This window comes from Propioniciclava sp. MC1683 (assembly GCF_014164675.1).
Lineage (GTDB): Bacteria > Actinomycetota > Actinomycetes > Propionibacteriales > Propionibacteriaceae > Propioniciclava.
Genome location: NZ_JACJFX010000002.1, coordinates 148,442 through 173,737 on the forward strand (window position 1 = coordinate 148,442; position 25,296 = coordinate 173,737).

The 25,296-nt window shown below is 72.5% G+C and carries 25 protein-coding genes and 1 pseudogene; 6 read left to right on the plus strand and 20 right to left on the minus strand.

Translation table 11 applies throughout. The features are described 5' to 3' along the window. Genes H5397_RS02635 through H5397_RS02660 form a run of 6 tightly spaced genes read right to left on the minus strand, consistent with a single transcriptional unit; the run spans position 1 to position 5,601 of the window. Positions 1-1,572 carry a gamma-glutamyltransferase family protein gene (locus tag H5397_RS02635; protein WP_182814758.1) on the minus strand — a complete coding sequence of 524 codons (1,572 nt, stop codon included), beginning with the start codon at positions 1,570-1,572 and terminating at the stop codon, positions 1-3. 10 nt (positions 1,573-1,582) lie between these two features. After that, entirely contained in the window at positions 1,583-2,434 is an 852-nt protein-coding gene (locus tag H5397_RS02640; RefSeq protein WP_182814759.1) for a hypothetical protein, read from the minus strand. Beyond that, positions 2,383-3,273, minus strand: coding sequence for a hypothetical protein (locus H5397_RS02645; RefSeq protein WP_182814760.1), 891 nt, complete (start codon positions 3,271-3,273; stop codon positions 2,383-2,385). Before H5397_RS02645 ends, H5397_RS02640 begins: the two co-directional genes overlap by 52 nt. Further along, entirely contained in the window at positions 3,270-3,752 is a 483-nt protein-coding gene (locus H5397_RS02650) for an FABP family protein (RefSeq protein ID WP_182814761.1), read from the minus strand. Before H5397_RS02650 ends, H5397_RS02645 begins: the two co-directional genes overlap by 4 nt. Before the next feature lie 20 nt (positions 3,753-3,772). Next, positions 3,773-4,426 (minus strand): response regulator transcription factor, encoded by a 654-nt coding sequence (locus H5397_RS02655; protein WP_182814762.1) that lies wholly within the window; start codon positions 4,424-4,426, stop codon positions 3,773-3,775. 8 nt (positions 4,427-4,434) lie between these two features. Continuing rightward, positions 4,435-5,601, minus strand: a complete 1,167-nt coding sequence (locus H5397_RS02660) for a sensor histidine kinase (protein ID WP_182814763.1) — start codon at positions 5,599-5,601, stop codon at positions 4,435-4,437. 149 nt (positions 5,602-5,750) lie between these two features. Here H5397_RS02660 and H5397_RS02665 point away from each other — a divergent pair, with 149 nt between their 5' ends. Next, positions 5,751-5,957, plus strand: coding sequence for a hypothetical protein (locus tag H5397_RS02665; RefSeq protein ID WP_182814764.1), 207 nt, complete (start codon positions 5,751-5,753; stop codon positions 5,955-5,957). Positions 5,958-6,125: 168 nt separating this feature from the next. On the opposite strand, the gene H5397_RS17890 is transcribed toward H5397_RS02665, so the two are convergent. From H5397_RS17890 to arfB, 12 genes are all read right to left on the minus strand, one after another. Next, the gene (locus tag H5397_RS17890; RefSeq protein WP_255438561.1) at positions 6,126-6,257 is read right to left on the minus strand and encodes a hypothetical protein; all 132 of its coding nucleotides are present in this window, start codon (positions 6,255-6,257) and stop codon (positions 6,126-6,128) included. A 122-nt stretch (positions 6,258-6,379) separates the two neighbouring features. Beyond that, entirely contained in the window at positions 6,380-6,892 is a 513-nt protein-coding gene (locus H5397_RS02670) for an FBP domain-containing protein (RefSeq protein WP_182814765.1), read from the minus strand. A gap of 25 nt (positions 6,893-6,917) precedes the next feature. After that, positions 6,918-7,538, minus strand: coding sequence for a response regulator transcription factor (locus tag H5397_RS02675; RefSeq protein WP_182814766.1), 621 nt, complete (start codon positions 7,536-7,538; stop codon positions 6,918-6,920). Then, positions 7,535-8,665 (minus strand): sensor histidine kinase, encoded by a 1,131-nt coding sequence (locus H5397_RS18715; RefSeq protein WP_182814767.1) that lies wholly within the window; start codon positions 8,663-8,665, stop codon positions 7,535-7,537. The genes H5397_RS02675 and H5397_RS18715 overlap by 4 nt, the downstream gene beginning before the upstream one ends. 15 nt (positions 8,666-8,680) lie before the next feature. Further along, positions 8,681-9,496 (minus strand): ABC transporter permease, encoded by an 816-nt coding sequence (locus H5397_RS02685; RefSeq protein WP_182814768.1) that lies wholly within the window; start codon positions 9,494-9,496, stop codon positions 8,681-8,683. 35 nt (positions 9,497-9,531) lie between these two features. After that, a complete protein-coding gene (locus H5397_RS02690) occupies positions 9,532-10,407 on the minus strand; it encodes an ABC transporter ATP-binding protein (RefSeq protein WP_182814769.1) in 876 nt (291 codons plus the stop codon). Positions 10,408-10,490: 83 nt separating this feature from the next. Further along, a complete protein-coding gene (locus H5397_RS02695; RefSeq protein ID WP_182814770.1) occupies positions 10,491-11,144 on the minus strand; it encodes a hypothetical protein in 654 nt (217 codons plus the stop codon). Between the two features lie 94 nt (positions 11,145-11,238). Then, the gene (locus H5397_RS02700; RefSeq protein WP_208091015.1) at positions 11,239-12,690 is read right to left on the minus strand and encodes an ammonia-forming cytochrome c nitrite reductase subunit c552; all 1,452 of its coding nucleotides are present in this window, start codon (positions 12,688-12,690) and stop codon (positions 11,239-11,241) included. A 5-nt stretch (positions 12,691-12,695) separates the two neighbouring features. Continuing rightward, on the minus strand, positions 12,696-13,211 hold the full coding sequence (nrfH, locus tag H5397_RS02705) for a cytochrome c nitrite reductase small subunit (RefSeq protein ID WP_182814772.1): 516 nt from the start codon (positions 13,209-13,211) through the stop codon (positions 12,696-12,698). 174 nt (positions 13,212-13,385) lie between these two features. Further along, positions 13,386-14,054: a response regulator transcription factor gene (locus H5397_RS02710; protein WP_182814773.1), complete on the minus strand. Its 669-nt coding sequence runs from the start codon at positions 14,052-14,054 to the stop codon at positions 13,386-13,388. Continuing rightward, on the minus strand, positions 14,051-14,971 hold the full coding sequence (locus tag H5397_RS02715) for a sensor histidine kinase (protein ID WP_182814774.1): 921 nt from the start codon (positions 14,969-14,971) through the stop codon (positions 14,051-14,053). Before H5397_RS02715 ends, H5397_RS02710 begins: the two co-directional genes overlap by 4 nt. Positions 14,972-15,025: 54 nt before the next feature. Next, positions 15,026-15,466, minus strand: coding sequence for an alternative ribosome rescue aminoacyl-tRNA hydrolase ArfB (arfB, locus tag H5397_RS02720; RefSeq protein ID WP_182814775.1), 441 nt, complete (start codon positions 15,464-15,466; stop codon positions 15,026-15,028). Between the two features lie 77 nt (positions 15,467-15,543). Here arfB and H5397_RS02725 point away from each other — a divergent pair, with 77 nt between their 5' ends. The 4 genes and pseudogenes from H5397_RS02725 to H5397_RS02740 all read left to right on the plus strand — a co-directional run bounded on the left by H5397_RS02725 (position 15,544) and on the right by H5397_RS02740 (position 18,800). Then, complete coding sequence (locus H5397_RS02725; RefSeq protein WP_182814776.1) at positions 15,544-17,469, plus strand: cation-translocating P-type ATPase; 1,926 nt, start codon at positions 15,544-15,546, stop codon at positions 17,467-17,469. Between the two features lie 68 nt (positions 17,470-17,537). After that, positions 17,538-17,777, plus strand: a complete 240-nt coding sequence (locus tag H5397_RS02730) for a heavy-metal-associated domain-containing protein (protein WP_182814777.1) — start codon at positions 17,538-17,540, stop codon at positions 17,775-17,777. Between the two features lie 260 nt (positions 17,778-18,037). Then, positions 18,038-18,280, plus strand: a pseudogene (locus H5397_RS19030) (YibE/F family protein); the annotation flags it as partial. A gap of 70 nt (positions 18,281-18,350) precedes the next feature. After that, on the plus strand, positions 18,351-18,800 hold the full coding sequence (locus H5397_RS02740; protein WP_182814778.1) for a YibE/F family protein: 450 nt from the start codon (positions 18,351-18,353) through the stop codon (positions 18,798-18,800). A gap of 19 nt (positions 18,801-18,819) precedes the next feature. On the opposite strand, the gene H5397_RS02745 is transcribed toward H5397_RS02740, so the two are convergent. Next, on the minus strand, positions 18,820-19,365 hold the full coding sequence (locus H5397_RS02745) for a pyridoxamine 5'-phosphate oxidase family protein (protein ID WP_182814779.1): 546 nt from the start codon (positions 19,363-19,365) through the stop codon (positions 18,820-18,822). Continuing rightward, positions 19,365-19,556 (minus strand): hypothetical protein, encoded by a 192-nt coding sequence (locus H5397_RS02750; RefSeq protein ID WP_182814780.1) that lies wholly within the window; start codon positions 19,554-19,556, stop codon positions 19,365-19,367. Before H5397_RS02750 ends, H5397_RS02745 begins: the two co-directional genes overlap by 1 nt. Positions 19,557-19,751: 195 nt before the next feature. On the opposite strand from H5397_RS02750, the gene H5397_RS18720 reads away from it, so the two are divergent. Beyond that, a complete protein-coding gene (locus H5397_RS18720; RefSeq protein ID WP_182814781.1) occupies positions 19,752-25,292 on the plus strand; it encodes a carboxyl transferase domain-containing protein in 5,541 nt (1,846 codons plus the stop codon). The last annotated feature ends 4 nt before the right edge of the window (positions 25,293-25,296 follow it).

The following is a 25,296-nucleotide window of genomic DNA, read 5'->3' on the forward strand; positions in this document are numbered from 1 at the left end:
TCACCAGCCCATCGGGACGCCGTCGGCCCGGGACTCGCTCCCGGCCACGTAGCCGCCGGCGGTGCGCCAGATCGCCTGCCCGCGCCCGAAGACGGCGGGGTGTTCGGCGATGGCGACGTCGTGGCCCCGCTCGCGCAGGGAGGCGACCACCGCCGGGTCGGCCGTGTCCTCGACGAGCACGCGGCCGGTGGCGGCGTCCCAGAACCAGCGGGGCCGGTCGAGGGCGGCCTGGGGGTCGAGGCGTCCGTCGACGGTGTGCAGCGCGACCTGCACGTGCCCCTGGGCCTGCATGTGCCCGCCCATCACGCCGTACGGGCCGACCGCCTCGCCGCCGCGGGCGAGAAACCCCGGGATGATCGTGTGGAACGGCCGCTTTCCGCCGGCGAGCTCGTTGGGGTGGCCCGGGACGAGCGAGAAGCCCGAGCCCCGGTTCTGCAGCGAGATGCCCGTGTCGGGCACGACCACCTGCGACCCGAACCCGTGGAAGTTCGACTGGATGAAGCTCACCATCATCCCGTCGTCGTCGGTGGCGCAGAGGTAGACCGTGTCGGACGCCCGCGGGTCGACCGGGTCGGGGGCCACCGCGACGTCACCGATGAGGGCGCGCCGCCGGTCGGCGTGGGCGGCCGAGAGCAGCTCGGCGGCCGGCACGTCGACGACGTCGGGGTCGGCGACCACCGCGTGCGTGTCGGCCAGGGCGAGCTTCACGGCCTCGACCTGCACGTGCCAGTCTGCGACCTGTTCGGCCGGCAACCCGTCGAGGATGGTCAGGGCCAGCAGCGCGGCGATGCCCTGCCCGTTCGGCGGGATCTCCCACACCTCGTGGTCCCGGTAGCGCGCGCTGATCGGCTCGACCCACTGGCTGCGGTGGTCGGCGAGGTCGGACGCCGCCAACAGCCCGCCGGTCTGCTCGGCGAACGTGACGATCCGGGTGGCGAGGTCGCCGGAGTAGAAGTCCTCGCCGTGGCTGTCGGCGATGGCGCGGAGGGTGGCCGCCATCGCGGGGAAGGCGCGCAGCTCGCCGACCTCGGGCGCCGGGCCGAACAACGCCGCGAAGTGGGCGCAGGCCGGGTCGGGCTGGGCGGCCAGCCGGTCCTCGGCCGCCCGGACGCCGCGGCCCCAGCCCCACGCCACCATGGGCGGGACGGGCGCGCCCTGCTCGGCGTACTCGATGGCCGGGGCCAGGACGTCGGCGAACGGGAGACGGCCGAAGCGGGCGTGCACGTCGGCCCAGGCCCGGACCATGCCGGGAACGGTGACGGCGTCCCAGCCGAACAGCGGTACCTCGGTGAGCCCGCGCTCGCGCAGGGCGTCCGCGGACGCCGCGGCAGGTGCGCGCCCCGACCCGTTGAGCCCGTGCAGGGTGGTGCCGTCCCAGATCAGCGCGAACGCGTCGGAGCCCAGCCCGTTGGAGCACGGTTCGAGCACCGGCAGGCAGGCGGCGGTGGCGATCGCGGCGTCGGCGGCGTTGCCGCCGGCCTGGAGGATCCGGAGCCCCGCGGACGCAGCCAGCGGGTGGGAGGTGCAGACGACGCCGCGGCGGGCGTACACGGAGGGACGCGTCGGAGCCATGGGGCCCAGACTAGGGCGTCTGCTCCGCGAGGGTCCGCTCGGCGGCGGTCAGTGCGGCCTTCGCGTCGCGCAGTTCCTGCTTCGCCTCCCGCAGCTCGCGCTGGGCCACGGCCAGGGCGGCCTCGGCGCGCGCGACGGCGTCGTCGGCCCGGTCGCGTCGCTCCCGGGCCTCGTCGACGGCGGCCACGAGGGCGGGGTCGGGTTCCGGCTCCGGCTCGGGTTCCGGTTCCTGCTCCGGTTCGGGTTCCGGGTGGTCGGGTTCGCGTTCCGGCTCGGCGTCGTCCTCCCCGGCCGCCGCCCGCGCCTGGGCCATCGCCGCCAGCGCGGCGGAGAGGTCCACCTCGCCGAAGCCGCCGTAGGACAACGCGCGCTCGAGGCGTCCGGACGCGACGAGCTCGGCCGCGGCCGCGTCGGCCAGGGCGGCGCGCAGGGTGCCGCGCACCTCGTCCAGGGCCGGCGCGCTGACGGACGCCCCCAGCGTGCGCAGGTGGGCGGTCAGGTCGCGGATGACGCGGTTCTCGAGCGCGGCGCGGCCCGCCGACAGCGAGCGCACGGCGGCCATGTCGAGCCCGGCCTGCGCCTCGCGCATGGACGCCCCGAGCGCCAGCCACTCGCGCAGCGACACCAGCGAGGCGCGGGCGGCGATGTTGACGTACCAGGCGGCCACGGACGGGCGGCGCAGGGCCTTGACCCGGGCGGCGGCCTCGCGGTCACCGCCGGCGCGGAGCTCCTTGGCGAGCGCGTCGCGGGCCGCCACGAAGGCGGCGGGGTCGCCCGCGTAGAGCGCGTCGACGCGGGCGTCGGGGCCGGTCAGTCCCAGTCCCAGAACAGCGAGTAGACGCCGGGGCGGGCGTCGGTCCACACGTATTGCGCCTCGTTGCGGGCCAGTTCGACCGGCACGGTGTCGGCCGGCTCCTCCTCCTCCAGCGAGGGCTGGACGCCGGCGCGCACGTTGGTCGGGACCGCCGAGGGGTCGAAGCGCACCGCGAGCGACAGCGCCTTCACGGGATCGGAGATCGCGCGCAGCATGCGGAACGACGGCTGGTTCGACGGGCCGAAGGTCAGCCGGTACTCGGAGGTGAACAGGTCGCCGCGCTGCATGGGCCGGGGCGCGAGCATCTCGGCGACCAGGAGCTTGCGGTCGGGGGCCTCGACGACCTCGCCCAGCACGCAGCCGAACAGCGGCTCGATTGACTGCTCGCCGTCGGTGTCGGTGTCCTGCTCGTTGACGACGGCCCAGCGGTGCAGGCCCTGCCGCTCGGCGCGCCAGACGACGCGCACCTCGAGGGAGGACTCCTTGCGGTCGGCGTCCACCTCGAGCAGGTCGTGCATGGTCACGCGGGTGAGCTGGCCCTGCATGTCGATGCCCAGGTCCTCGATGATCTGGGTCGCGAGGTCGCGCGAGGGCATGACGTTCTGCCACTCGAAGAGCTCCCGGCGGGTGCGGCCGTCGGCGGTGTGGGTGTGCTGGGTGAGGTGCCCCGGCTCGAGGTTGAGGATGCGCTCCAGCTCCACCAGCGTGTGGTAGCTGCGCGAGCGGGTGGGCAGCGAGCGGCCGGACTGCCAGTAGCTCAGCGTCGCGATGCTGACGGGCACGCCGGCGGCGTCGAGGCGGGCGCGGATGCGTTCCAACGACAGCCCGCGGCCCTGGATGGCCGCGGTCAGTACCTCCGCGAAGCTCTCGGGCTGGTCGGGGTTCACCCTTGCATTGTGTCACGCGTCAGGCGTGAGGCGAGGTGGTGCCCGAGCTCCTGCCCCACCGCGGCCATCGCCAGGTCGATCGTCAGGGCGTCCCCTTCGACCCGGAACGTGCGCGTGATCCGCTCCACGGTCTTGGCCGTGGGGGTGTTCGACACGCCGGCGTCCGTCGCCACGGTCAGGACGCCGTCGGCCGCCTCGGCGGTCCCGCCGCCGAGCTCCACCTGCCCGGTCGGGAGCGCGGCGACGATCTCGACGACGCCGGGAGCGGGGCAGCGCAGGTAGCCCGACTCGGTGTGCATCGGCTGCCCGGTGGGCGACTTCGTGCGCTGCACGAACGCGACGAAGGGCTTGCCGGAGTGCGAGAAGACCCACTCGTCGGCGTAGCCGAACGACGTGATCGTGGGGTACTCGCCGCGGCCCTCGCCGCGCCACGTTCCCAGCAGGGCTTCCAACGGGACGACGTTCGGGTGCAGGTCCATGCCCCCCATCCTGCCCGAGGTCAGGAGTGCTCGACGAGGCCCAGCTCGTAGGCGCGCACCACGGCCTTGAGCCGGGAGGGCACCTGCATCTTGGTCATGATCGCCGACACGTGCGTCTTCACCGTGGACTCGGAGACGAACAGCTCCTCGGCGATCTCGGTGTTGCTGTACGCGGCGCAGAGCAGGCGCAGGATCTGGAGTTCGCGGGGGCTCAGGCCCAGCTCGGGCGCGGGCACCGGGCGGGCGCGTCGCTTGTCCTGCAGCAGGAGGCTGGTGATGGGGCCGGGGGAGACCACGGAGGTGCCCTGCATGACAGCGCGGATGGCGTCGACCAGGCCGGTCGGCGAGGTGTCCTTCAGCAGGAAGCCGTTGGCGCCTGCGCTCAGCGCGTCGCGCACCGCCCCGTCCTCGTCGAAGGACGTGATGACGAGGATCTTGATGTTCGGGACCGTGGAGCGCAGCGCTTGGGTCGCCTGGATGCCATCGAGCTTGGGCATCCGCACGTCCATGACCACCACGTCCACCGGGTCGCGGGTGATGACCGAGACGGCCTCGGCGCCGTTGGTCAGCTCGTGGCGCACCTCGAAGCCCTCGGCGCTGGTGAGGTACGCCACCAACGCGGCGCGCACGATCGCGTCGTCATCGACGATCGCGACGGTCACCGGCCTGCCCATGCCCACCATTATTCTCCGATCGGGAGTTGCGCGCGAAGGATCCACGTCCCCGAGGCCGCCGTCGCCTCCAGTTCGCCGCCGATGGCCCGGACCCGTTCGGCCGCCCCGACCAGCCCGAGGCCCAGCCGCCCCCCGTCCTGGCGATGACCGGCCCGCAGACGGTTGGTGAAGACCGCCTCGAGCGTGTCGTCCTGGACCTCGACGATCAACCGGCACGGACCCTTGCCCGCGTGCTTGACCATGTTCGAGGTCGCCTCGACGACGAGCTTGGCCAGGGTCTCGCGCACCGAGCTGGGCAGCGAGTCCAGGTCGGCGTCGGACGTCACCTGCAGCGTGAGGCCGTGGGCGGCGAGCTCGGCCTGCCGCTCGGCGATGACGTCGGTGACGGTGAGGAGGCGCCACGGCGTGTTCTGCTCGAGGTCCAGCTCGGGGTCGTTGCGGCGCAGGGTCTCCATCATGCCGCGCAGGTCGCGGACCGACCGTCGGCCGGTGGCGATGATGAAGTCGAGGTCCTCGGTGAGTTGGGGGTCGTCCCCGACCCGCAGCTTGATCTGCTCGGCGCGCATGATCATGGTCGTGGTGGCGTGGGAGACCGTGTCGTGCAGGTCGCGGGCGATGCTGCGGCGCTGGCTGCGCAGCGCCGCCGTGCGCAGTTCGGCCTGCTCCTGCCCCTCGCGCCGCAGGCGGTGGATCGTGCGCCCCGTGCCCCAGGCCAGGCCCACCAAGACCGCCCAGATGATCACCGTCTGCAGCTGGTCGCCGAGCGTGTCGTTCAGCGGCATCGTCTTGACGATGGCCAGCGCGAAGTACAGGGGAGCTGCGATGTCGCGCAGCACGGTCCGGCCGTGGGCCCCGTTCGACACGATGGGGACGAACATCGCGAAGACGGTCACCGACAGCTTGTCGGAGACCAAGACCTGCGCGATCAGGGTCGCGGCCACCCCGAGGGTCCCGACGCGGGGCCAGCGCCCGGTGAGCGCCGCGAAGAAGCAGAGCAGGAAGTCGACGATCGCCTCCGCGAGGGTGCGGTTCCCGTCGATGCTGGGGAACGCCTCGTTGTACATGTAGGCGAACAGGCCGACGATCGCCTCGGGGACACCGCTGCGACCCAGCCGCGCGACCCAGCGGGGGAAGCGCCGGGCGGGGCGGGGCGTCGCGGGGGCGGGCTCCGTCATGGCGTCAGTGTCCCACGTCGCCGGGTGCCGGTGGGTTCGTACTTTCGTGCGAGGTGGTCGGCACTTTCCCCCGATTCCCCCCGCTGGTGGGCGGGCTAGCGTGGTGTCGCACCCACAGCCCCGTGGCCAGCCAGGAGAAAACCCCCACCATGACACTGCGATCCGATCTCGTCGTCGTCGCCGCCATCGCGGCCGGCGGGGTGCTCGGGCTGCTGGTAGGCCTCCTGGTTGGCGACGCCCGGACCTCCGGGGCCGTGGGAGCAATGATGGGGCTCGTCGTGGGCTGTTCGTTGACCGTCCTCCCCCCGTGGGCGAAGAGAACACCCCCGAGCCCGCGCCGTCAGTTCAAGGACTGACGGCCCAAGGGAGCGGGGCCCCCTGTGCGAGTCGGGGTGGCCCCGCTTCCGCATGTCAGGGCTGGGTCACACCAGGCCGGGGGTGTTGGTGCCGGCCTCGGACGGGAATGCACGGAGGCCCCGACTCGATGAGTCAGGGCCTCGGTGGTCAGGGGTGGGTGACGGGTCTCAGTTGCGCGAGCAGAGCGGCGGAAGGAGCTTGCAGAACCACGGCGGCAGTGCCTGCTGCTGCACGGCGAGGACGGGCACACCGGCGGCGAGGACGACCCCGGCGATGATCGATGCGAGTGCGGACTTCATGGTGGACTCCCCACGTAAGGCGCCCGACTTCTCGGGCGTCCATCTTGACCCTACGCCGCGACCCCTGCCCACAGATCGGCTGAAGGTGCCATCCGGCTGGTACGAAAGTTGGAGATTCCTGCTCAAACCGGTCGTGGGGCGTCGCTGTCCACGACGCGTGCGAGGAAGTCCTCGACGTTCTCGGTGAGCCGCCGCACCCGGGCGTCCTCGTCCAGGGTCTCGGGCATCCGGCCACCACCGACCGCGCGGCGCAGCCCGCGCAGGTACAACGAGCACGCCAGGTCGGCGCAGATGTAGGTGCCGACCGTGTTGTGATTCAGGCCCGCCCGCCCGGCCCGGCGGGCGACCATCAGCAGGGCCCCCTGACCGGGGTGCTGGGTCCAGCACAGGTTGCACAGTGCCCGGCGGCCCCGCGGGCGGTTCTTGGGCAGGCGCAGCATGACGCCCACGACGCCGAAGGAGGTCTCGGCGACCAGGTGGCCGCGTTCGGGGGTGGCCGGGTCGACCCACCCGAGGTAGTCGAGGGTGTCCCACAGGGTCGCGTCGAACCACCACGGCAGCTCCAGCCGCTCGAGCTCGGGCTCGGTCGCGTTGACGAAGCTGCCGCGGACCTCGTCCGCGGTGAGGGCCCTCATGGGCCGTTTCTACCCCACGCGGGGCTCAGACCCAGCCATTCTCCGTGGCGAGCCGCAGGGCTTCGGCCCGGTTGCGGGCCCCGAGCTTGCCGATCGCGGAGCTCAGGTAGTTGCGGACGGTGCCCTCCGACAGGTGCACCGACTGCGCGATCGCGTGGGTCGAGGCGCCGCCCGCCGAGGCGGCCAGGACCAGCGCCTCCTTCTCCGCGAGCGGGGACGCCCCGATCGACAGGGAGGCGGCCGCGAGGTCGGGGTCGACCACCCGCAGGCCCGTCGCGGCCCGCCGGATGCTCTCGAGGAGGCGGTCGATGGGGGCGTCCTTGACCATGAATCCGACGGCGCCCGCCTCCATCGCGCGGCGCAGGTAGCCGGGGCGTCCGAACGTGGTGAGCACGACGACGTGGGCGTCCGGCGCACCGGCCCGGAGCGCGGGGATCGCGTCGATGCAGTCCTCGACCCCCAACCCGCCGTCGGGCATCTGCACGTCCAAGAGCACCACGTCGGGCCGGGACGCCGCGCAGGCCTCCACCGCCTCGGCGCAGGTGCCCGCCTGGCCCACGACCTCCAGGTCGTCCTCGAGGTCGAGGGTGGTGGCCAGCGCGGAGCGGATGAGGGCCTGGTCGTCGGCGACGACGATCCGGATCACGGTTCCTCCCGGGGTTCGAGGGCGGCGTGGACGGTGGTGCCGGCGTCCGAGGAGGTGACGTCGAGGCGTCCCCCGGCGGCGTCGAGACGCTCGGCCAGCCCGCGGAGGCCGGTGCGGCCGGAGCGCGTGTCGAAGCCGCGCCCGTCGTCGGTGATCGTGATCGCGGCGTCGTCGACGGTGATCCTGCAGACCGAGGCGCCCGCGTGGCGGACGACGTTGGTGACGGCCTCGCGCACCACGTAGCCGAACAGCTCGGAGCGGGCGTCGTCGAGCACGGGGAGCGCGGACGGCGTCCGGCACTCGATCCCGGCGGCGTCCAGCACCGAGCGCGCGGCGGCGACCTCGGCAGCGAGGCGCACCTCGCGCATGCCGGACGCCGTGGCCCGGACGTCGGCCAGCGCCTGGCGGGCGACGTCGGCCATTGACGCGATCTCGGCTCGGGCGGCATCGTCGGAGCGGCCCACGAGCCGCTGGGCGAGGTCGGCCTTGACGGCGATCGTGGTGAGCGAGTGGCCGAGGATGTCGTGGAGGTCGCGCCCGATGCGCTCCCGTTCGGCGGCGACGGCGAGCACGGCGGTGCGCTCCTCGGCGCGGCGCAGGGCGACCTTGGTGCGCTCGGCGTCGATGGAGGAGCCGATCCCCCAGCCGATCCCGAACGCCATCATCCCCATGACGACGCCGAACGCGTCCCCGCGGACCAGCGACCAGCCCAGCGCCAGCAGGGACAGGGCGGGGATGACGATCCGGGCGTGCCGCCACGCGATGAGCACCGCGGCGGACGCCGTGGCGAAAGCCGCGAAGTAGGCCGGGCGGGCGTCGCCGTCCGTCACCCACCCCAGCACGGCGATGGCGCCCAGCAGGCCGGCGAACCAGAGCCAGCGCCGGGTCTCCGACCAGTGCAGCACCACCGTCGTGCCGAGGAAGAAGACCAGCAGCGCCACGGCGGCGAGGATCGCCAGGGCCCACGTCCGGGGTGTCCAGCCCTCGGAGAAGAGGAACGGGACGAGCACGAACGCCCCGCTGGGCAGGAAGTAGCCGGCGCCCTGGGCCAGGCCGCGCCGCCACCAGGGCAGGCCGTCGGCCCCCGCGTCGTGCGCGGGGGCCGAGAGGTCGGGCTGGGTGGTCACCGGGTGCTCCTGGGGTCAGCGGCGCGAGGTGCGCACGGCCCGACCGTAGCCCAGCGCCCCGAGGCCGACCAGAACCACAGCCCACGTGCCGATCACGAGGACGCCCTGGGTGGGGAAGTCGCCGCCGACCAGCGGCCAGGTGCCGATGCGTCCGGCCCAGTAGGAGGGGAGCAGCTTGCCGACGGTCTGCATGGCCTCGGGCATCATCTCCAGCGGGAACCACAGGCCGCCCAGCATCGACAGCGCCAGCATCACGAGCGTGGTGGCGGCGCCCGCCGCGGCGGGCTTGAGCCACAGGCCGAGCGTCAGGCCGAGGATCACCATGGGCAGCAGCGACAGCAGCACGAGGGAACCGGAGGCCAGCCAGGTCTCCACGGGCATCCGGACGCCACGGACGGCGCCGGCGAGGAACACGACCACGATCGCGGGGATGACCACGCCGATCGCCACGAGCACCTTGGCGACGATGAACTGGGTGGGGCTCAGCGCGGTGACCATCAGCTGGCGGAACCAGCCGGTCGAGCGCTCGTTGGTGATCTGGTTGCCGGCGCTCATCGCGGCGCCGAGCGCGCCGTAGGTCGCCATCGTGACCATCATGATCGCGGCCACCTCGACGCCGCCCTGGCTGAGTTGGTCGCCGTAGATGCCGGCGAAGAACAGGTAGATCGTCACCGGCATGGCCATGATGAACGCGAGGAACGACCAGTCGCGCAACGTCATCAGCCAGCTGTGCAGCAGGTAGTGGGCGAAGTGCCGGACGCCGGCGCCGCGGCGCGTGCGCGTGGGGGTGGTCGTCCGGGCCTCGGTGGCGGGGAGGGCGATGGCGGTCATGGTGGGTTCTCCTGGGTCTGGTGGGGGTGGGTGGGTCAGGCGACGAGTTCGAGGAAGGCGTCCTCGAGGCGGGGGGCGGTGACCTCGACGTCGCGGACGGAGGGGTCGACGAGCAGGGCGCGCAGGGCGGCGTCGGAGTCGGAGCAGGCGAGCTGCCACGTCGCGCCGTCGCGGTGGGCGGTGACGACGCCGGGCAGGGCCGTCCAGTCACGGTCGGGGCCGGCGAACCGGACGTGGCGCCCGCCCACCGCGGCCTTGATCTGCGCCCCGGTGCCGTCGGCGACGACCCTGCCGGAGTTCAGGACGACGATGCGGTCGGCGAACTCGTCGGCCTCGTCGAGGTAGTGGGTGGCGAACACGACGGTGCGGCCGCCGGCGGTGAGGTCGGCCATCGTGGCCCAGAAGCGGCGGCGGGCGTCCACGTCGAAGCCGACGGTGGGCTCGTCGAGGATCAGGAGCCGCGGGTCGCCCATGATCGCCAGCGCGAACCGGACGCGCTGGGCCTGGCCGCCGGACAGCTTGCCCACGTTGCTGCGCAGCAGGCCGGCGACGTCGGTGCGCTCGATGACCTCGCCCAGCGGCAGCGGGTGGGCGTGGAGCCCGTGAACCAGCTTGAGCATGGCCCCGACCGAGGTCTCGGCCAGCAGGGCGCCGTTCTGCAGCATGGCGCCGACGTCGCCGCCCCGGACCGCCTCGGAGGGGGTGGCGCCGAACACGCGGGCGGTGCCGGCGTCCGGTTTGGTCAGCCCGAGGACCATCTCCGTCGTGGTCGACTTGCCGGCGCCGTTGGGGCCGAGCAGGGCCAGGATCTGGCCGGCGGGCACCTCGAGGTCGAGGGCGTCCACGGCGGTGAGGGAACCGAAGCGCTTGGTCAGTCCCGTGAGGCTGATGGCGGGGGTGCTGTTCGTCATGGCTCAAGCCTCGCCGGATCGGCCGCTGCCGATCAGGGGGCGTCGTCATGACTTCCGGGTGACAGTTGTCACCCGGCCCCCGGTCAGCCGCCCGGCGTCGGGCTCGGGGAGGCGGTGGGCAGGCTGGTGTCGAGGCGGTCGAGAAGCTGCTGGGCGGTGGCGGCCATGCTGGTCCCGGGCACGAGCTCGACGACCTTGCCCCACGCCTGCTCGGCCCTGTCGGCGTCCGGCGGGTCGAGGCTCAGGTAGAGGAAGCCGAGGTTGTACCAAGGCCCCGGGTCCTCGGGGGCGAGTCGGGTGACCTCGAGCCACTGCTCCTCGGCGGCCTCGAACTGGCCGTCGCCGAAGAGGGCCACCCCGTAGGCCAGCCGGTCGTCCTTGTTCGTCGGGTCGGCGTCCACCTTCGCCTTGAGGTCGGCGAGTTGCTCGGGGGTGACCGGCGTCGGGGTGGCGGCCGCGGCGTCCACGGCAGGGTGGTCGGGCGGCATCTGGCTGGCCTGGCCCTGGTTGAAGATGACCCACGCGATCCCCAGACCGATCAGCACGCCCAGCAGCGCGTACAGCCACGGGCGGCGCAGCTTCGGCGCGGCGGCGGGGGCGGTGAGGTCGTCGTCGAGGAGGTCGGACGCCGAGGGCTCGGCCCCGGCCCCGCGCGCCGCCGTCGGGGCGGGACGGGCGGGTTCGGCCGGGAACTCCTCCCGGTCGAAGATGTCGACCGGCTCCTCGCGTGGGGTCATGGGGCATCCTCTCATGGGGCTGGATGGGGGTACTCAGCGAGACGGGGGATGGGGTCACCCTCCCCATCCCCCGTCCGCTGCCGAACGGCCGGGCTCAGCCCTGCTTGTTCGGAGCCAGCGGCACCGGGAACGTCCCGTCGGGGACGGACTCGGCCGGTCCAGCGGGCGCGTAGGTCACGCCGCGGAGCGCCATCTGGCCGCGCCGCGAGGCGTCCGTCACGTCGTTGAGGAGCCGGTTGGTGTAGGCCGGGGCGTGGAAGCCGCGGCTGTTCTCGGAGACCACGTAGTCCAGGAAGAACTGCGCCTTGCGCTGGAAGCCGTAGGCGGCCTCGATGCGGTCGGTCGCCGTCCCGTCGTTCTTCGCCGCCTCGATGTCGTAGATCAGGGCGGTGAGGGCGTCGAACGCGACGTTCTTCGTCTGCTCGTACGTGTCGTGGATGCCGGCGACGCGGTCACGCATGGCCTGCTCGGTGGTGCTGTGGCACGTGAGGCAGGAGGAGTTGATCGTCGCGTCGCTGCGCATCGGGCTGGCGATCTGGTGGTTCGACACCTTGGCGGCACCCTCGCGCTGGTACGGCATGTGGCAGTCGGCACAGGTCACGCCGGACTTCGCGTGGACGCCCTGGCTGAACGTCTCGAAGTCGGGGTGCTGGGCCTTGACGACCGGGGCGCCGGTCAGCTTGTGGGTGAAGTCGCTGAAGCCGACCTCGTCGTAGTAGGCGAGCGCGTCGTCGGCGGTGAGGCCCTTGTCCCACGGGAAGGTGAGGGTCTTCTCGTCGCCCTTGAAGTAGTACTCGACGTGGCACTGGGCGCACACGAAGTTCCGCATCTCCTGCGGGGTGGCCATCGTGTTGACGTCGTAGTTGGCGACGCCCTGGCCGGCCTTGTACTCCTTGATGCCCTCCTCGAAGGCGGGGCGGGTGACGCGGAGCTTCATCGTCTGCGGGTCGTGGCAGTCGATGCAGCCGACCGGGTGCTTGGCGAACTCGGTGGCCTCGGCGTACGGCATCTTGTTCATGGCCGCCCAGCCGGCGTCCCTGTCTCCGTTTCCGAGCGTGTCGACGACCTCGGGCAGCGAGGTGTGGCAGTTGAGGCAGGCGCCGGGCTGCTTGAACGGGTCCTGGACGCGCTTGACCAGCCGCTGGTCCTCGAGCATGTAGGCGTGGCCGCGCGGCTCGTTGTACTCGACCGCGAAGGCGTAGCCCTGCCACATGGTGACCAGGCGCGGGTCGTGGGCCAGCTTGCTCTTGGCCTTGACCGTGCGCGGGTCGGTGGCGGTGGGCGTCTGCGCCACCTGCTCGTCGGCCGGCATCTTGGAGGTCAACCGCCAGCCCTCGTACTGCAGCGGGAAGTTCTGGCCCCACACCGCCGAGTCGTAGGTCGTCTCGCTGAGCTCGGCGATGCGGAAGTACGGGTTCTCACCCTCCGCCCGCCGCTCGAAGACGCTCATCAGCATCGAGGCGATGCCGACGGTGACCAGGGCCCCTGCGACGAGGAACACCCCGGCCATCAGGAGCCGGCGGTCCTTCTTCTTCTCGGTTTGCATATCGATCACCTCATGTGTCCGACTTCGGCGTGGCATTGGAGACAGTCGATCCGGGTGCTGTGGGCACCGACGGTCGTGGCGAACTTGCGCGGCTCGGAGATGTCGTCGACCAGGTTGCCGTGGCAGTAGAGGCAGGCCTCCTGGGTGATCTCGCGGTTCATCTCGCGGATCTTGATGTTCTCGGGGTAGTCGCGGGTGGTGAACTTCAGCGCGTGCCAGAAGCCGTTGTCGGCCTTGTTCACGTACTTGTGGATGATGTTGTCGTGCGGGGAGTGGCAGTCGTTGCACGTGGCGGCGTTCTTGTGGCTGCCCTTGAGCCAGCCGTTGTACTGCTCGTTCATCGCGTGGCACTGGTTGCAGGTCTGCGGGTCGTTGCCCAGGTAGGCCCACCCGCCCGCGTAGCCGAACGTGAAGACCGCGATGCCGAGCAGGATGCCGACCAGGCCGCCGGCGATGGTGATCGCGATGCCGCTGAAGCTGGTCAGGATGCCCATGATCCCGGGCTTGCGCTGCTTGGCCATCGGGCCTCCCTCCTCTCGCGCACGTCAGTGCACCCGTTGTCTCCTACATCGTGTCGTGAACGCGCGTCGGTGCCCATCCGTCAGGGGGTACATAGTGGGCACAGCGCAGGCATGTACCGGGCGCCATCCGGGGGTTGACAGGCACGGACGCCCTCCGGCCGGGTGGTCCGGGGCTCAGGCCCGGGGCGTCCCGAGACCGGCGCGGACGATGTACGCGGCCGCCTGGATCCGGTTGTCCATGCCGAGCTTGGTGAGGGCGTTGTGGACGTGGTTCTTCACCGTGCCCTCGGTGATCGACAGGGTCACCCCGATCTCCTTGTTGGACAGCCCGTCCGACACCAGGCGAAGCACCTCGAGCTCGCGCACGGACAGGGCCGCCTCCTCGGCGACGGGCGCCGGGGTGGGGGTCGTGGTGTCGCGCAGCGCGCCGAGCAGCTTGCCGACCAGGCTGGGCGCCACCGGGGACTCGTCGCGCATCGCGGCGCGGATCATCGCGAACAGCTCGTCGGGGTGCAGGTCCTTGAGGAGGTAGCCGTGCACGCCGAGGCGCACCGCCCCGAGCAGGTGCTCGTCGTCGTCGACCACCGTGAGCATGATGATCTTCGCGCCCGGCACCACGTCGCGCAGCCGCCCGGCGGCGGTGACGCCGTCCATGACCGGCATCTCGACGTCGAGCAGGATGATGTCGGGCCTCACCACCTGGGCCAGCTCGACGGCCTCCACGCCGTTGTCGGCCTCGCCGACGACCTCCATGTCGTCCTGCTCGTCGATGAGCGCGGCGATCGCGCGCCGGAACAGCGGCAGGTCGTCGGCCAGCAGGATGCGGGAACGGGCCTCGCTCATGCGACGGCCTCCCCGACGCGCGCGGGAGCCGGGGCGTTCGGCCTGGCCGGGGCGGCGTCCGGGAGCGTGACGACCACGCGGGTGCCGCGCCCCGGTGCGGCGTCGAGGTGCAGGGTGCCGCCGGCCGACTCGGTGCGCTCGCGCATCGTGACCAGGCCGAACCCGTCGGACCCGCGCGGGTGCCCGGGGTCGAAGCCGACGCCGTCGTCCTCGACGACGAACTCGGTGTGGCCGTCGCGGGTGGTGACCCGCACGGCCGCGTGGGTGGCCCCGGCGTGCTTGCGGATGTTGGCCAGCGCCTCCTGCGCCACACGGATGACCTGCACCTCGGCGGCGGGGGAGAGGTTGAGCTCGGCCGCGGTGTCGGCGTGGAGGGTGGTCCGGATGCCGCTCGTGCGCGAGAACACGGACACGAACGCGTCGAGGTGCTCCAGGAGGGACCGCTCGGGGTGGTGGGCGTCCTTGAGCCCGACGATCGCCTCGCGCACGTCGCGCTGGGCCTCGCGGCACAGGGTGGCCAGGTCGTCGATGTCGGCGCGTACGCGCTCGTCGCCGGCCACGGACGGCCGGGTCTCGAGCGCCCGCAGCCGCAGGTGCGCCACCGCGAGGACCTGGGCCAGGCTGTCGTGCATCTCGCGGGCGATCCGGTCCCGCTCGACGAGCGCGGCGGACTGCCGCTCGGCCTCGACCACCGCCTGGTGGGTGCGGTCGATGAGGCGGTACATGCCCCAGCCGAAGACGAGCACGCTGGTGAGCAGGACGGTGCCCAGCACGAGGTGGCCGGTGCGCAGGCCGAGCGTCTCGATCACCCAGGGGCGCAGGCTGAGCAGGGTGATGACGAAGACGAGGGGGGCGACGAGCCCGAGCAGGCGCAACTGCCGCAGGGGCACGGTCCGTGCGGGGGTGTCGTGGGTCACGGGTCCTCCTGTGGGTGATCCAGGATGGGTCCTCTTACACACAGTAGTAGAGAATCACCCGTCGTGGTACCGGCGTTGCTGCTTCTTCTCCGCCTGGATGCGCTTGGCGGCCAGGCGCCGCTCGTTGCTCGCCCTTGAGGGCCTCGTCGGACGCCGGGGCGGGGGTGGGGGTTGCAGCGCGGTCCGCAGGATGGCGGCCATCCGCTCCCGGGCCGCGCGGCGGTTGCTGAACTGCGAGCGGCGCTCCGAGGCGTCCACGGTGAGGGTGGTGCCGACCAGCTGGTGGGCCAGGCGCACCAGGAGCCGCGTGCGCTGGGACGCCGTCAGGGTGGTGCTGGCGGCGATGTCGAACCCGAGCTGCACCCGGGAGTCGGTCGTGTTCACGCCCTGCCCGCCCGGCCCGGAGGACCGGGCGAACCGCTCGGTGAGCTCGCCGGCGGGGATCCGCAGGCCGTCGGGGAGGCCCGGACCCGGGTCGACCACGAGCTCGTTCACGGTGCCAGCGTAGGGGTGGAACGGGGACTTGACGGGCGTCAAGGATGGGCGGCGCGGATCTTCGTACGGTCAGGGACATGAACAAGATCCACGCATGGCTCCACGGTCGGTGGGGCGTCCCGGCCGTCTCGGGCGGCCTGATCCTGGCCTCCCTGGCCACCGAGAACCTCGTCGGCAACCAGCCCGTCGCCGACGTCCTCATGCTCGCTGCCGGCGTGGTCGCGGGCCTGCCGATCGCGATCAAGGCGATCCGCGCGCTGCTCGCCAAGCTGGTCAGCATCGACCTGCTCGTCACGGTCGCCGCCGTGGGCGCCATCATCGTGGGCGACTTCTGGGAGGCCGCCGCGGTGACCTTCCTGTTCGCGATCGGCGGGGCGCTCGAGAACGCCACCCTGAACCGCACCCGCTCGGCGCTGGCCGAGCTGGTCGCCGTGGCCCCCGACACCGCGGTCGTGCTGCGCGACGGCGTCCAGGTCGAGGTCGGGGCCGCAGCCGTCGAGCCCGGCGAGACCGTGCTCGTGAAGAACGGCGCCAAGGTCCCGGTCGACGGCGTGGTCATCGGCGGTACGGGCGCGATCGACGAGGCGTCGATCACGGGCGAGTCGATCCCCGCCGAGAAGACCGAGGGCGACCAGGTGTTCGCCGGCACGGTCTCGGCGAGCGGCTTCCTGCAGGTGCGCGCCACCGGCGTGGGCGCCGACACGACGCTGGCTCGGATCATCCACCGCGTGGAGGAGGCTCAGGACGCCAAGGCGCGGACGCAGACGTTCATGGAGAAGTTCGCCCGCTGGTACACCCCCGGCATCATGCTGCTGGCGCTCGTCGTCGGCCTGATCACCCGCGACACCCACCTCGCCCTGACCCTGCTCGTGATCGGCTGCCCCGGCGCGCTGGTCATCTCGATCCCGGTCTCGATCGTGGCCGGCATCGGCCGCGGCGCCCGCGACGGCATCCTGATCAAGGGCGGGGAGTTCCTCGAGACGTCGGCCCGCATCTCGGCCGTCGCGCTCGACAAGACCGGCACCCTGACCGAGGGCCGCCCGCAGCTCACCGACGTGGTCGCACTCGACCCCCGCTTCACCGAGGACGAGGTGCTCGCCCTGGCCGCCCGCGCCGAGGCCGGCTCCGAGCACCCGCTCGCCCGCCCGATCGTCGACGCCGCCGCCGAGCGCGGCCTGGCGATCGCCGGCCTGCCCGAGCACACCGAGCCGGTGCCCGGGAAGGGCATCGTCGCCACCCTCGACGGCGTCACCGTCCACGTCGGCAACCCCGCCCTGCTGGACGCCACGGGCATCGACACCGCCCCCGCCGCGGCCCTCGTCGACGAGCTGTCGGTGGCCGGCCGGACCGCGATGCTGGTCGCGGTCGACGGCACCCTGGCCGGCGTGGTCGCCGTGGCGGACCGGATCCGCGACGACGCAGCCGAGATGGTGCGCCGCCTGCACGCCAACGGCGTGCGGAAGGTCGTCATGCTCACCGGCGACAACCGGCGCGTGGCCGAGGCCGTCGCCGCCCGGGTCGGCGTCGACGAGGTGCACGCCGGGCTGCTGCCCGAGGACAAGCTCGACATCGTCGCCCGCCTCCAGGCCGAGGGCCACGTGGTCGCCATGGTCGGCGACGGCGTCAACGACGCCCCCGCCCTGGCCACCGCCGACATCGGCGTCGCCATGGGCGCGGCCGGCACCGGCGTCGCCATCGAGACCGCCGACATCGCCCTCATGCGGGACGACCTGCTCAAGCTGCCGCAAGCCGTGCGCCTCGCCCGGCGCACCGTCTCCACCATGCGCCAGAACATCGTGATCGCCCTCGTCGTGGTGGGCACGCTGCTGGCCGGCGTCCTCTTCGGCGGCGTGACCATGGCGGTCGGGATGCTGGTGCACGAGGCGTCCGTGCTGGTCGTCATCGTCAACGCCATGCGCCTGCTGCGCCGCGAGCCCGAGCGCCGCACGGCGGCCCCCGCCACCACCCGCGCCCCCGAGCGCGAGCCCGCCCGGGTCGCTTGACATCCGTCAAGGCGTCCGAGCCCGCGGCGTCCGAGAATCGAACCGAACCCGAACACAGGAGAGACAACATGACCACCCAGGTGCAGAACCCCACCCACACCGTCCTGCGCGCCGAGGGCTTCGCGTGCCCGTCGTGCGTGTCGAAGATCGAGAAGCAGGTCGGACGCCTCGACGGCGTGTCGAACGTGAAGGTGCACTTCGCGAGTTCGCGGATCGAGGTCGACCACGATCCGTCCCGCCAGAGCGTCGATGACCTGGTCGCGGCGGTCGCGAAGGCCGGCTACAAGGCGAAGGCGTCCGCCTTCTGACCCCGTGACGGCACCCCACCCGAGGCCCCGGCAGATCCAAGCTGTCCGGGGTCTCGGCGCGTCCCCTGCAAGACTGTCCCGCATGGGAGCAGGACACAGCCACGGCCCGGCGGCCGACCTCGACCTCTCGCGCGCGGCCCGGCTGGGCAGCATCGGCCTACGTCGGCGAGGGCGGCACTCCCTACTACGCGCTGGTCACCATCGACCGTCTGCTGCCCCTGGCCCTGTTCACGCTCGCCTTCGTGGTGGTCGTCATCGCGGTGGCGGGCTGGAAGGGCGTCCGCGGCCTGATCGGGCTCGGCGTCGCCGGGGCGATCTTCTTCGGCTTCATGCTGCCCGCCCTCGCCACCGGACGCCCCGCGGTGGCGGTCGCGCTCGTGGGCGGTTCGGCGATCATGTTCGCCGTCCTCTACCTCGCGCACGGGATCTCCATGCGCACCACCTCGGCGTTCGTGGGCACGCTGGTCAGCCTGCTCGCCACCGCCGGGCTGGGCGCGCTGGGGGTCTGGGCCGCCCGCCTGAGCGGCCTGTCCACCGACGAGACGATCGCGTTGGCGGGCCAGTCCGAGGGGTTTGTCGTTCACGGCCTTGCTGACCTGCTCGCTGGTGATCGCGGGCCTGGGCGTCCTGAACGACACGACGATCACGCAGGCCTCGGCGGTCTGGGAGCTGCGCGCCGCCGGCCCGCACCTCTCGCGCTGGGACCTGTTCACCGCCGGCATGCGCATCGGTCGCGACCACATCGCCTCGACCATCTACACGATCGTGTTCGCCTACGCCGGCGCGGCCCTGTCGACGCTGGTGCTGCTCTCGCTCTACAGCCAGCCGCTGGACCTGCTGCTGTCCACCGAACCCTTCGCCGAGGAGATCGTCCGCACACTCGGGTCCGGCATCGGCCTGGTGCTCAGCGTGCCGCTGACCACGGGCGTGGCGGCCCTGACCGTGGGCAGCGCGGTGGCCGCGGCGTCCGCCTCGTCGACCCCGCGTCGCGCCAAGCCGGCCCACGACCACGCCCACGGGTGAGCGGTCGTCGGCAGCCTGTTCAGGCCTGGCGCAGGTCGGTGTCGAAGCCGTCGAGCGAGCGGCGGTTCTTGTCGCGCTGGTACTTCGCGATGCCGTCCGGTCCCTTGTTCGCCGCCCACTGCGGCATGAGGTCGCGCTGACCGACGTGGTCGTAGAGCGGGACGCCGAACCCGCACGACGTCTGGCACGAGTCGACGTCGACGACGAACACCTGGCGCGCGCCGTCCAGCGGCGGGAAGAGGGAGACGACCTCGTCCCACTCGGCGTCGGGCGGCTGGACCATGCGGGCGGTGCCGTAGAGGCGCAGGATCCAGGGCTTGCCCTCGAAGGCGCAGAACATGATCGTCATGCGCGGGTCGAGCCCGATGTGCGCGGCGGTCTCTTTGCCCGAGCCGGTGCCGTTCAGCCACGCGACCCGGTTCGGCCCCAGCACGCGGAACGAGTCGAGCCCCTTCGGGCTGACGTTCACGCGGCCGGTGGGTGCCGCGGTCGCGACGAAGAACATCTGCTGGCGGCCGATGAACTCGACCAGCTTCGGCTCGATGGTGTCGTAGAGGGTGCCCATCACGTCTCCTCGGGAGTCGAGGCGGGCTTCGGCTCGTCGGCCGGTTCGGTGCGCTCGGCGAGCTCGATCCACTCCGAATCGCAGCCGGGGCACCGGTACACGGGCGCTCCCTCGAGGGTGCGGTCGGTGGTGATGGTCCCGCAGGCGTCCTCGCAGGGATTCGAGACCAGGTAGCGCGCGCGTGGTGGCATGCGCCCATTGTTGCCGACGGCCGGGAGGGCCTCTTTGTGGGGTCTCCACAACATTCGGGGGGCGGGGTTGGGCGTGCGCCGGTTGAATTGGGCAACTTCCGCTGAAACCGCCTGTCCGATGTGCGTGGGGCCAACGTTCGGTGACACATTCGGAACCATCCCCACCCCGGGGAGTGTTCGTCGTGAGGAGAATCTGTGTTCAAGCGCATCGCCATCGTCAACCGGGGCGAGGCCGCCATGCGGCTCATCCACGCGGTCCGGGAGATGAACGCCGAGTGGCGGGACGCGGAGCCCATCACGACGATCGCGCTGTACACCGACGGCGAGACCTCGGCCATGTTCGCCCGCGAGGCCGACGAGGCCTACCCGCTGGGCCCGGCGTCCGAGCGCCCGTACCTCAACCACGACCTCCTGGCGAAGGTGCTCACCGAGGTCCGCGCCGACGCCGTGTGGGTCGGCTGGGGCTTCGTCGCCGAGGACGCCGCCTTCGCCGACCGCATGGCCGAGCTGGGCATCACCTTCATCGGCCCCAGCGGCGACGCGATGCGCTCCCTGGGCGACAAGATCGGCTCCAAGCTGCTCGCCGAGGAGGCCGGCGTCCCGGTCGCCCCGTGGAGCAACGGCGGCGTGCACACCCTCGACGAGGCCCTCGAGGCCGCCCAGCGCATCGGCTACCCCCTCATGCTCAAGGCCACCGCGGGCGGCGGCGGGCGCGGGATCCGCCGCGTCGACACCCCCGAGGACCTGACCGACGCCTACCAGCGCACCTCCGACGAGGCCCTCCGCGCCTTCGGCAGCGGCGTGCTGTTCCTCGAGAAGCTCGTCACCGGCGCCCGCCACGTCGAGGTGCAGCTCATCTCCGACGGGGATACTGCGTGGGCCCTCGGCGTCCGCGACTGCACCGTGCAGCGCCGCAACCAGAAGATCATCGAGGAGTCGCGCTCGCCGCTGCTCACGCCCGGTCAGGTCGCGACGGTCGCCCGCAGCGCCGAGCGCCTCGCCCGCCTCGTCGGCTACCAGGGCGCCGCGACCGTGGAGTTCCTCTACCAGCCGCAGCGCCACGAGTTCGCCTTCCTCGAGGTGAACACCCGCCTCCAGGTCGAGCACCCGATCACCGAGGTCGCGACCGGCTTCGACCTGGTGAAGGCGCAGATCCGCATCGCGGCCGGCGAGAAGCTGCCGCCCACGCGCCCGACAGAGGAGGGCCACGCGATCGAGGCCCGCCTCAACGCCGAGGACCCCGACCGCGACTTCGCCCCCGCCCCCGGCCGCATCACCCGCCTCGACCTGCCGGCGGGCCCCGGCATCCGCGTCGACACCGGTTTCGCCGAGGGCGACACCATCCCGGCCGACTTCGACTCGATGGTCGCCAAGGTCATCGCCTACGGACGCCGCCGCTCGGTCGCGCTCGCCCGCCTCCGTCGCGCGCTCGCCGAGACCACCGTCGTCATCGAGGGCGGCGCGACCAACAAGAGCTTCATCCTCGAGTTGCTCGAGCAGCCCGAGGTCATCGGCCCCGACGCCGGCGAGGAGGAGTACCGCTGGTCGCCGACCCCCCAGGCCCACGAGACGGTGCCGAGCGCGACCGGCTGGGCCGACACCGGCTGGATCGACCGCACCCGCGCCGAGGGCGGCCTGATCGCCGACGCCCACGCCGGCGTCGCCCTGGTCGCCGCCGCGATCGAGGCCTACGAGGAGGCCACCGAGGTCGAGACCGAGCGCCTGCTCGAGACCGCGCACGGCGGCCGCCCGCAGACGCAGCACAGGTCCGGCCTCACGGTCGACCTGAAGCTGCGCGGCGTCGTGCACACGGTCACCGCGTACGCGACCGCCCCGAACCGGTTCCGCGTCGACGTCGGCGGGCAGGCCTGCGACGCCGAGATGCAGCGCCTCGACGACGTGCACGCCCGTCTGGTCGTGAACGGCGTCCGCTACCGGCTGGTCACCGCGACGCACGGCCCGGTCCACCTGATCGAGGTCAACGACGTCACCCACCGCATCGCCCGCGACGAGGGCGGCGTGCTGCGCTCCCCGGCGCCCGCGCTCGTCGTCGCGACCCCGGCCGCCGTCGGCGACGTCGTCGAGGCCGGTGCCCCGGTCGTGGTGCTGGAGTCGATGAAGATGGAGACCGTCATCCCGGCGCCGTTCACCGCGCGCGTCAAGGAGCTCCACGTCATGACCGGCTCCCAGGTCGAGACGATGGCCCCGCTCGTCCGGCTCGAGCCCGTCAGCGAGGGCCAGGAGGAGGCGCAGGCCGAGCCCGCGGCGTCCGTCGACCTGCCCCCGACCCCGACCAACGGCAGCGCGACCGCCCGCGCCGACCGCCTGCGCGCCGACCTGTCGGCCACCCTGATGGGCTACGACGTCGACCCGTCGGCCCGCACGCTCGCCCAGTACCTCGCCGCCCGCGACGAGGCGCTGGCCGAGGGCGGCGACGTGCTCACCGGCGAGATCGCCCTCGTCGCGCTGTTCGCCGACCTCGCGGTGCTCAACCGCAACCGGCCGGTCAACGAGCAGGTCAACACCGAGCTGCGCGTGCACTCCGACCGCGAGCACTTCCACCGCTACCTGACCACCCTCGACGCCGCGCGCGCCGGCCTGCCCGAGACCTTCGTCGCGCGCCTGTCGACCGTGCTGGGCCACTACGGGGTCGACTCCCTCGACCGGACGCCCCAGCTCGCCGAGGCCGTCTTCCGCATCTTCCTGGCCCAGAAGCGCGTCGCCAGCGACGTGCCGATCGTGCTCGGCATCCTCGACCGCTGGATCGGCGAGCCCGCCCCGGACGCCGACCGCGCGGCCTCAGCGCGCGCCCACCTGGAGCGGCTGGTCCGCGCCACGCAGCTGCGCTTCCCGGCCGTCGGTGACCTCGCCCGCTCGGTGCGGTTCCGCTGGTTCGACCAGCCGCAGGTGGACGCCGAGCGCGCCAGCGTGCTCGCCGGCATCGCGACCGAGGTGGACGCCCTCGCCGCCGACCTCGACGCCCCCGACCACGACGAGCGCGTGCAGCGCCTCGCCGCGATCCCTGAGTGGACCGTCAACAACCTCGCCCTGCGCCTGGGCCGCGGCATCGCCGAGCGCGAGCCGATGCTCGAGGTGATGCTGCGCAAGTACTACGGCGACTACGACCTCGACGACGTGTCGGCGTTCGCGGTCGACGGCCGCGCGGTCGTCGTGGGCGACTACCGCATCGCGTCGCGCCCGACCCGGTTCATCGGCACGATCGGCACCGCCGACGAGATGGGCACCGACGGGCCCCTCGCCCGGCTCGTGGCCGGCGAGCTCGGCCGCCGCGAGCCCGGCTCCCAGGCCGTCGTCGAGCTGTACGTGCTGTTCGACGAGGTCCCGTCCGACGTCGGCGAGCAGCTGCGCGCCGCGCTGTCGACCTGGAGCTGGGACGCCGACGTGCACCGCGTCGCGGTGGGCATCTCCACCGCCGGCGGCGAGGTCGAGTACCGCTCGTTCCGGTTCGACGACGAGGGCGTGCTCTCCGAGGACGAGCGCATCCGCGGCCTGCACCCGATGGCCGGGCGCCAGCTCGACCTGTGGCGCCTGCGCGAATTCGACGTCACCCGCCTGCCCGCGCCCCGCGACGTGCTGCTGTTCGAGTGCGTGGCGAAGTCGAACCCAGACGACCGCCGCCTCGTCGCGATGGCGCAGGTGCGCCAGCTCGCCGCGGTGCGCGACGACCAGGGCAAGCTGATCGGCCTGCCCCACGCCGAGCGTGCGGTCGAGAACTGCCTCGAGTCGATCCGCCGCACGCGGTCGGCCCGGGGCTCGGCCGGCTCGAAGCTCGACATGAACCACGTCTGGGTGCACGTGTGGCCCGAGATCGACCTCGCCCTCGAGGACATCGCCGCGCTGCGCCACAAGATCACGCCGCTGTCGGACGGCGCGGGCATCGAGGAGGTCCTGTGCCAGGGCCGCTTCTCCCGGCCCGACGGGCAGGGTGCGGTCGCGATGGCGATCCGGTTCCACGCGGCCCCGGGCGCCGGTGTCCAGGCCTCGGTCAGCGAGCCGCCGACCGAGCCGCTGCAGCCGCTGGACGACTACGCGACCAAGGTGCAGCGCGCCAAGCGCCGCGGGCTGGTCTACCCCTACGAGCTGTCGGCCACGCTTGCCGGCAAGGGCGGCAGCGTCGTCGAGCTCGACCTCGACGCGTCCGGCCGCCTCGTGGAGGTGGACCGTGAGCCGGGCCGCAACAAGGCCGGGATCATCGTGGTGAAGGTGACCACGCCGACCGCCCTGCACCCCGAGGGCGTCACCCGCATCGCCATGGCCGGCGACCCGACCAAGGGCCTGGGCGCGGTCGCCGAGGCCGAGTGCTCGCGGGTCATCGCCGCCATCGACCTCGCCGAGGAGATGGGCGTGCCGGTGGAGTGGTTCACGCTCTCCTCGGGCGCGCGGATCTCGATGGACTCCGGCACCGAGAACATGGACTGGGTCGGCGCCGCCCTGCGCCGCATCATCGAGTTCACCCAGGCCGGCGGCGAGATCAACATCGTGGTCGCGGGCATCAACGTGGGTGCCCAGCCGTACTGGAACGCCGAGGCGACCATGCTCATGCACACCAAGGGCATCCTGGTCATGACGCCCGACTCGGCCATGGTGCTCACCGGCAAGCAGTCGCTGGACTTCTCCGGCGGCGTGTCCGCCGAAGACAACTTCGGCATCGGCGGCTACGACCGCGTCATGGGCCCGAACGGCCAGGCGCAGTACTGGGCGCCGAACCTGGTGGCCGCCTTCGGCATCCTGATGTCCCACTACGACGCGACCTACGTCGCGGCGGGGGAGTCGGGCCCGCGCCGGGCCGCGACGTCCGACCCCGTCGACCGGGACGTGTCGGACTTCCCCCACACGGTGGGCACCGACTTCGCCACCGTCGGCGAGATCTTCTCGCCGCTGCACAACCCCGACCGCAAGAAGGCCTTCGACATCCGCACCGTCATCGCGGCGGTCTGCGACCAGGACCACCCCCGCGTCGAGCGGTGGGCGGGCATGGCGGACGCCGAAACGGCCGTGGTCATGGACGCCCGGGTGGGCGGCCACTCGGCCTGCGTGATCGGGATCGAGTCGCAGCCGGTCGTGCGCGCGGGCTTCCCGCCCACCGACGGCCCCGACACGTTCACCTCGGGCACGCTGTTCCCGCGGTCGAGCAAGAAGGTCGCGCGCGCCATCAACGCGGCCTCCGGCAACCGGCCGCTGGTCGTGCTGGCGAACCTGTCGGGCTTCGACGGGTCGCCCGAGTCGATGCGCAACCTGCAGCTGGAGTACGGCGCCGAGATCGGCCGGGCCATCGTGAACTTCGACGGTCCCATCGTCTTCGTCGTGATCTCCCGCTACCACGGCGGTGCGTTCGTGGTCTTCTCCAAGACCCTGAACGAGAAGATGACCGTGCTCGCGATCGAGGGCTCCTACGCCTCGGTCATCGGCGGCGCCCCCGCTGCCGCGGTCGTGTTCGCGGGAGACGTGGGCAAGCGGACGGCGTCCGACGCCCGGGTCTCGGGGCTGGAGGCCGCGCTGCGGGACGCCGCGCCCGAGGACAAGGCGGCCCTACAGCTGGAGCTCGCCGACGTCCGCGCGGCGGTGCGGGCCGAGAAGATCTCCGAGGTCGCGGCCGAGTTCGATGGGGTGCACAACATCCACCGCGCCGTCGAGGTCGGGTCGGTCGACCGCGTGATCTCCCCGGCCGAGCTGCGGCCCTCGATCATCGCGACCATCGAGTCCCACCTCGCCTGAACCA

Bases quoted from the DNA above. Each gene is read 5' to 3' on its own strand.
- H5397_RS17890 (WP_255438561.1), bottom strand. From the start codon at position 6,257: ATGAAGTCCGCACTCGCATCGATCATCGCCGGGGTCGTCCTCGCCGCC.
- H5397_RS02730 (WP_182814777.1), top strand. From the start codon at position 17,538: ATGACCACCCAGGTGCAGAACCCCACCCACACCGTCCTGCGCGCCGAG.
- H5397_RS02635 (WP_182814758.1), bottom strand. From the start codon at position 1,572: ATGGCTCCGACGCGTCCCTCCGTGTACGCCCGCCGCGGCGTCGTCTGC.
- H5397_RS02725 (WP_182814776.1), top strand. From the start codon at position 15,544: ATGAACAAGATCCACGCATGGCTCCACGGTCGGTGGGGCGTCCCGGCC.
- H5397_RS02660 (WP_182814763.1), bottom strand. From the start codon at position 5,601: ATGACGGAGCCCGCCCCCGCGACGCCCCGCCCCGCCCGGCGCTTCCCC.
- H5397_RS02695 (WP_182814770.1), bottom strand. From the start codon at position 11,144: ATGACCCCACGCGAGGAGCCGGTCGACATCTTCGACCGGGAGGAGTTC.
- H5397_RS02685 (WP_182814768.1), bottom strand. From the start codon at position 9,496: ATGACCGCCATCGCCCTCCCCGCCACCGAGGCCCGGACGACCACCCCC.
- H5397_RS02710 (WP_182814773.1), bottom strand. From the start codon at position 14,054: ATGAGCGAGGCCCGTTCCCGCATCCTGCTGGCCGACGACCTGCCGCTG.
- H5397_RS02690 (WP_182814769.1), bottom strand. From the start codon at position 10,407: ATGACGAACAGCACCCCCGCCATCAGCCTCACGGGACTGACCAAGCGC.
- H5397_RS02745 (WP_182814779.1), bottom strand. From the start codon at position 19,365: ATGGGCACCCTCTACGACACCATCGAGCCGAAGCTGGTCGAGTTCATC.
- H5397_RS02670 (WP_182814765.1), bottom strand. From the start codon at position 6,892: ATGAGGGCCCTCACCGCGGACGAGGTCCGCGGCAGCTTCGTCAACGCG.
- H5397_RS02655 (WP_182814762.1), bottom strand. From the start codon at position 4,426: ATGGGCAGGCCGGTGACCGTCGCGATCGTCGATGACGACGCGATCGTG.
- H5397_RS02650 (WP_182814761.1), bottom strand. From the start codon at position 3,752: ATGGACCTGCACCCGAACGTCGTCCCGTTGGAAGCCCTGCTGGGAACG.
- nrfH (WP_182814772.1), bottom strand. From the start codon at position 13,211: ATGGCCAAGCAGCGCAAGCCCGGGATCATGGGCATCCTGACCAGCTTC.
- H5397_RS02665 (WP_182814764.1), top strand. From the start codon at position 5,751: ATGACACTGCGATCCGATCTCGTCGTCGTCGCCGCCATCGCGGCCGGC.
- H5397_RS02750 (WP_182814780.1), bottom strand. From the start codon at position 19,556: ATGCCACCACGCGCGCGCTACCTGGTCTCGAATCCCTGCGAGGACGCC.
- H5397_RS02700 (WP_208091015.1), bottom strand. From the start codon at position 12,690: ATGCAAACCGAGAAGAAGAAGGACCGCCGGCTCCTGATGGCCGGGGTG.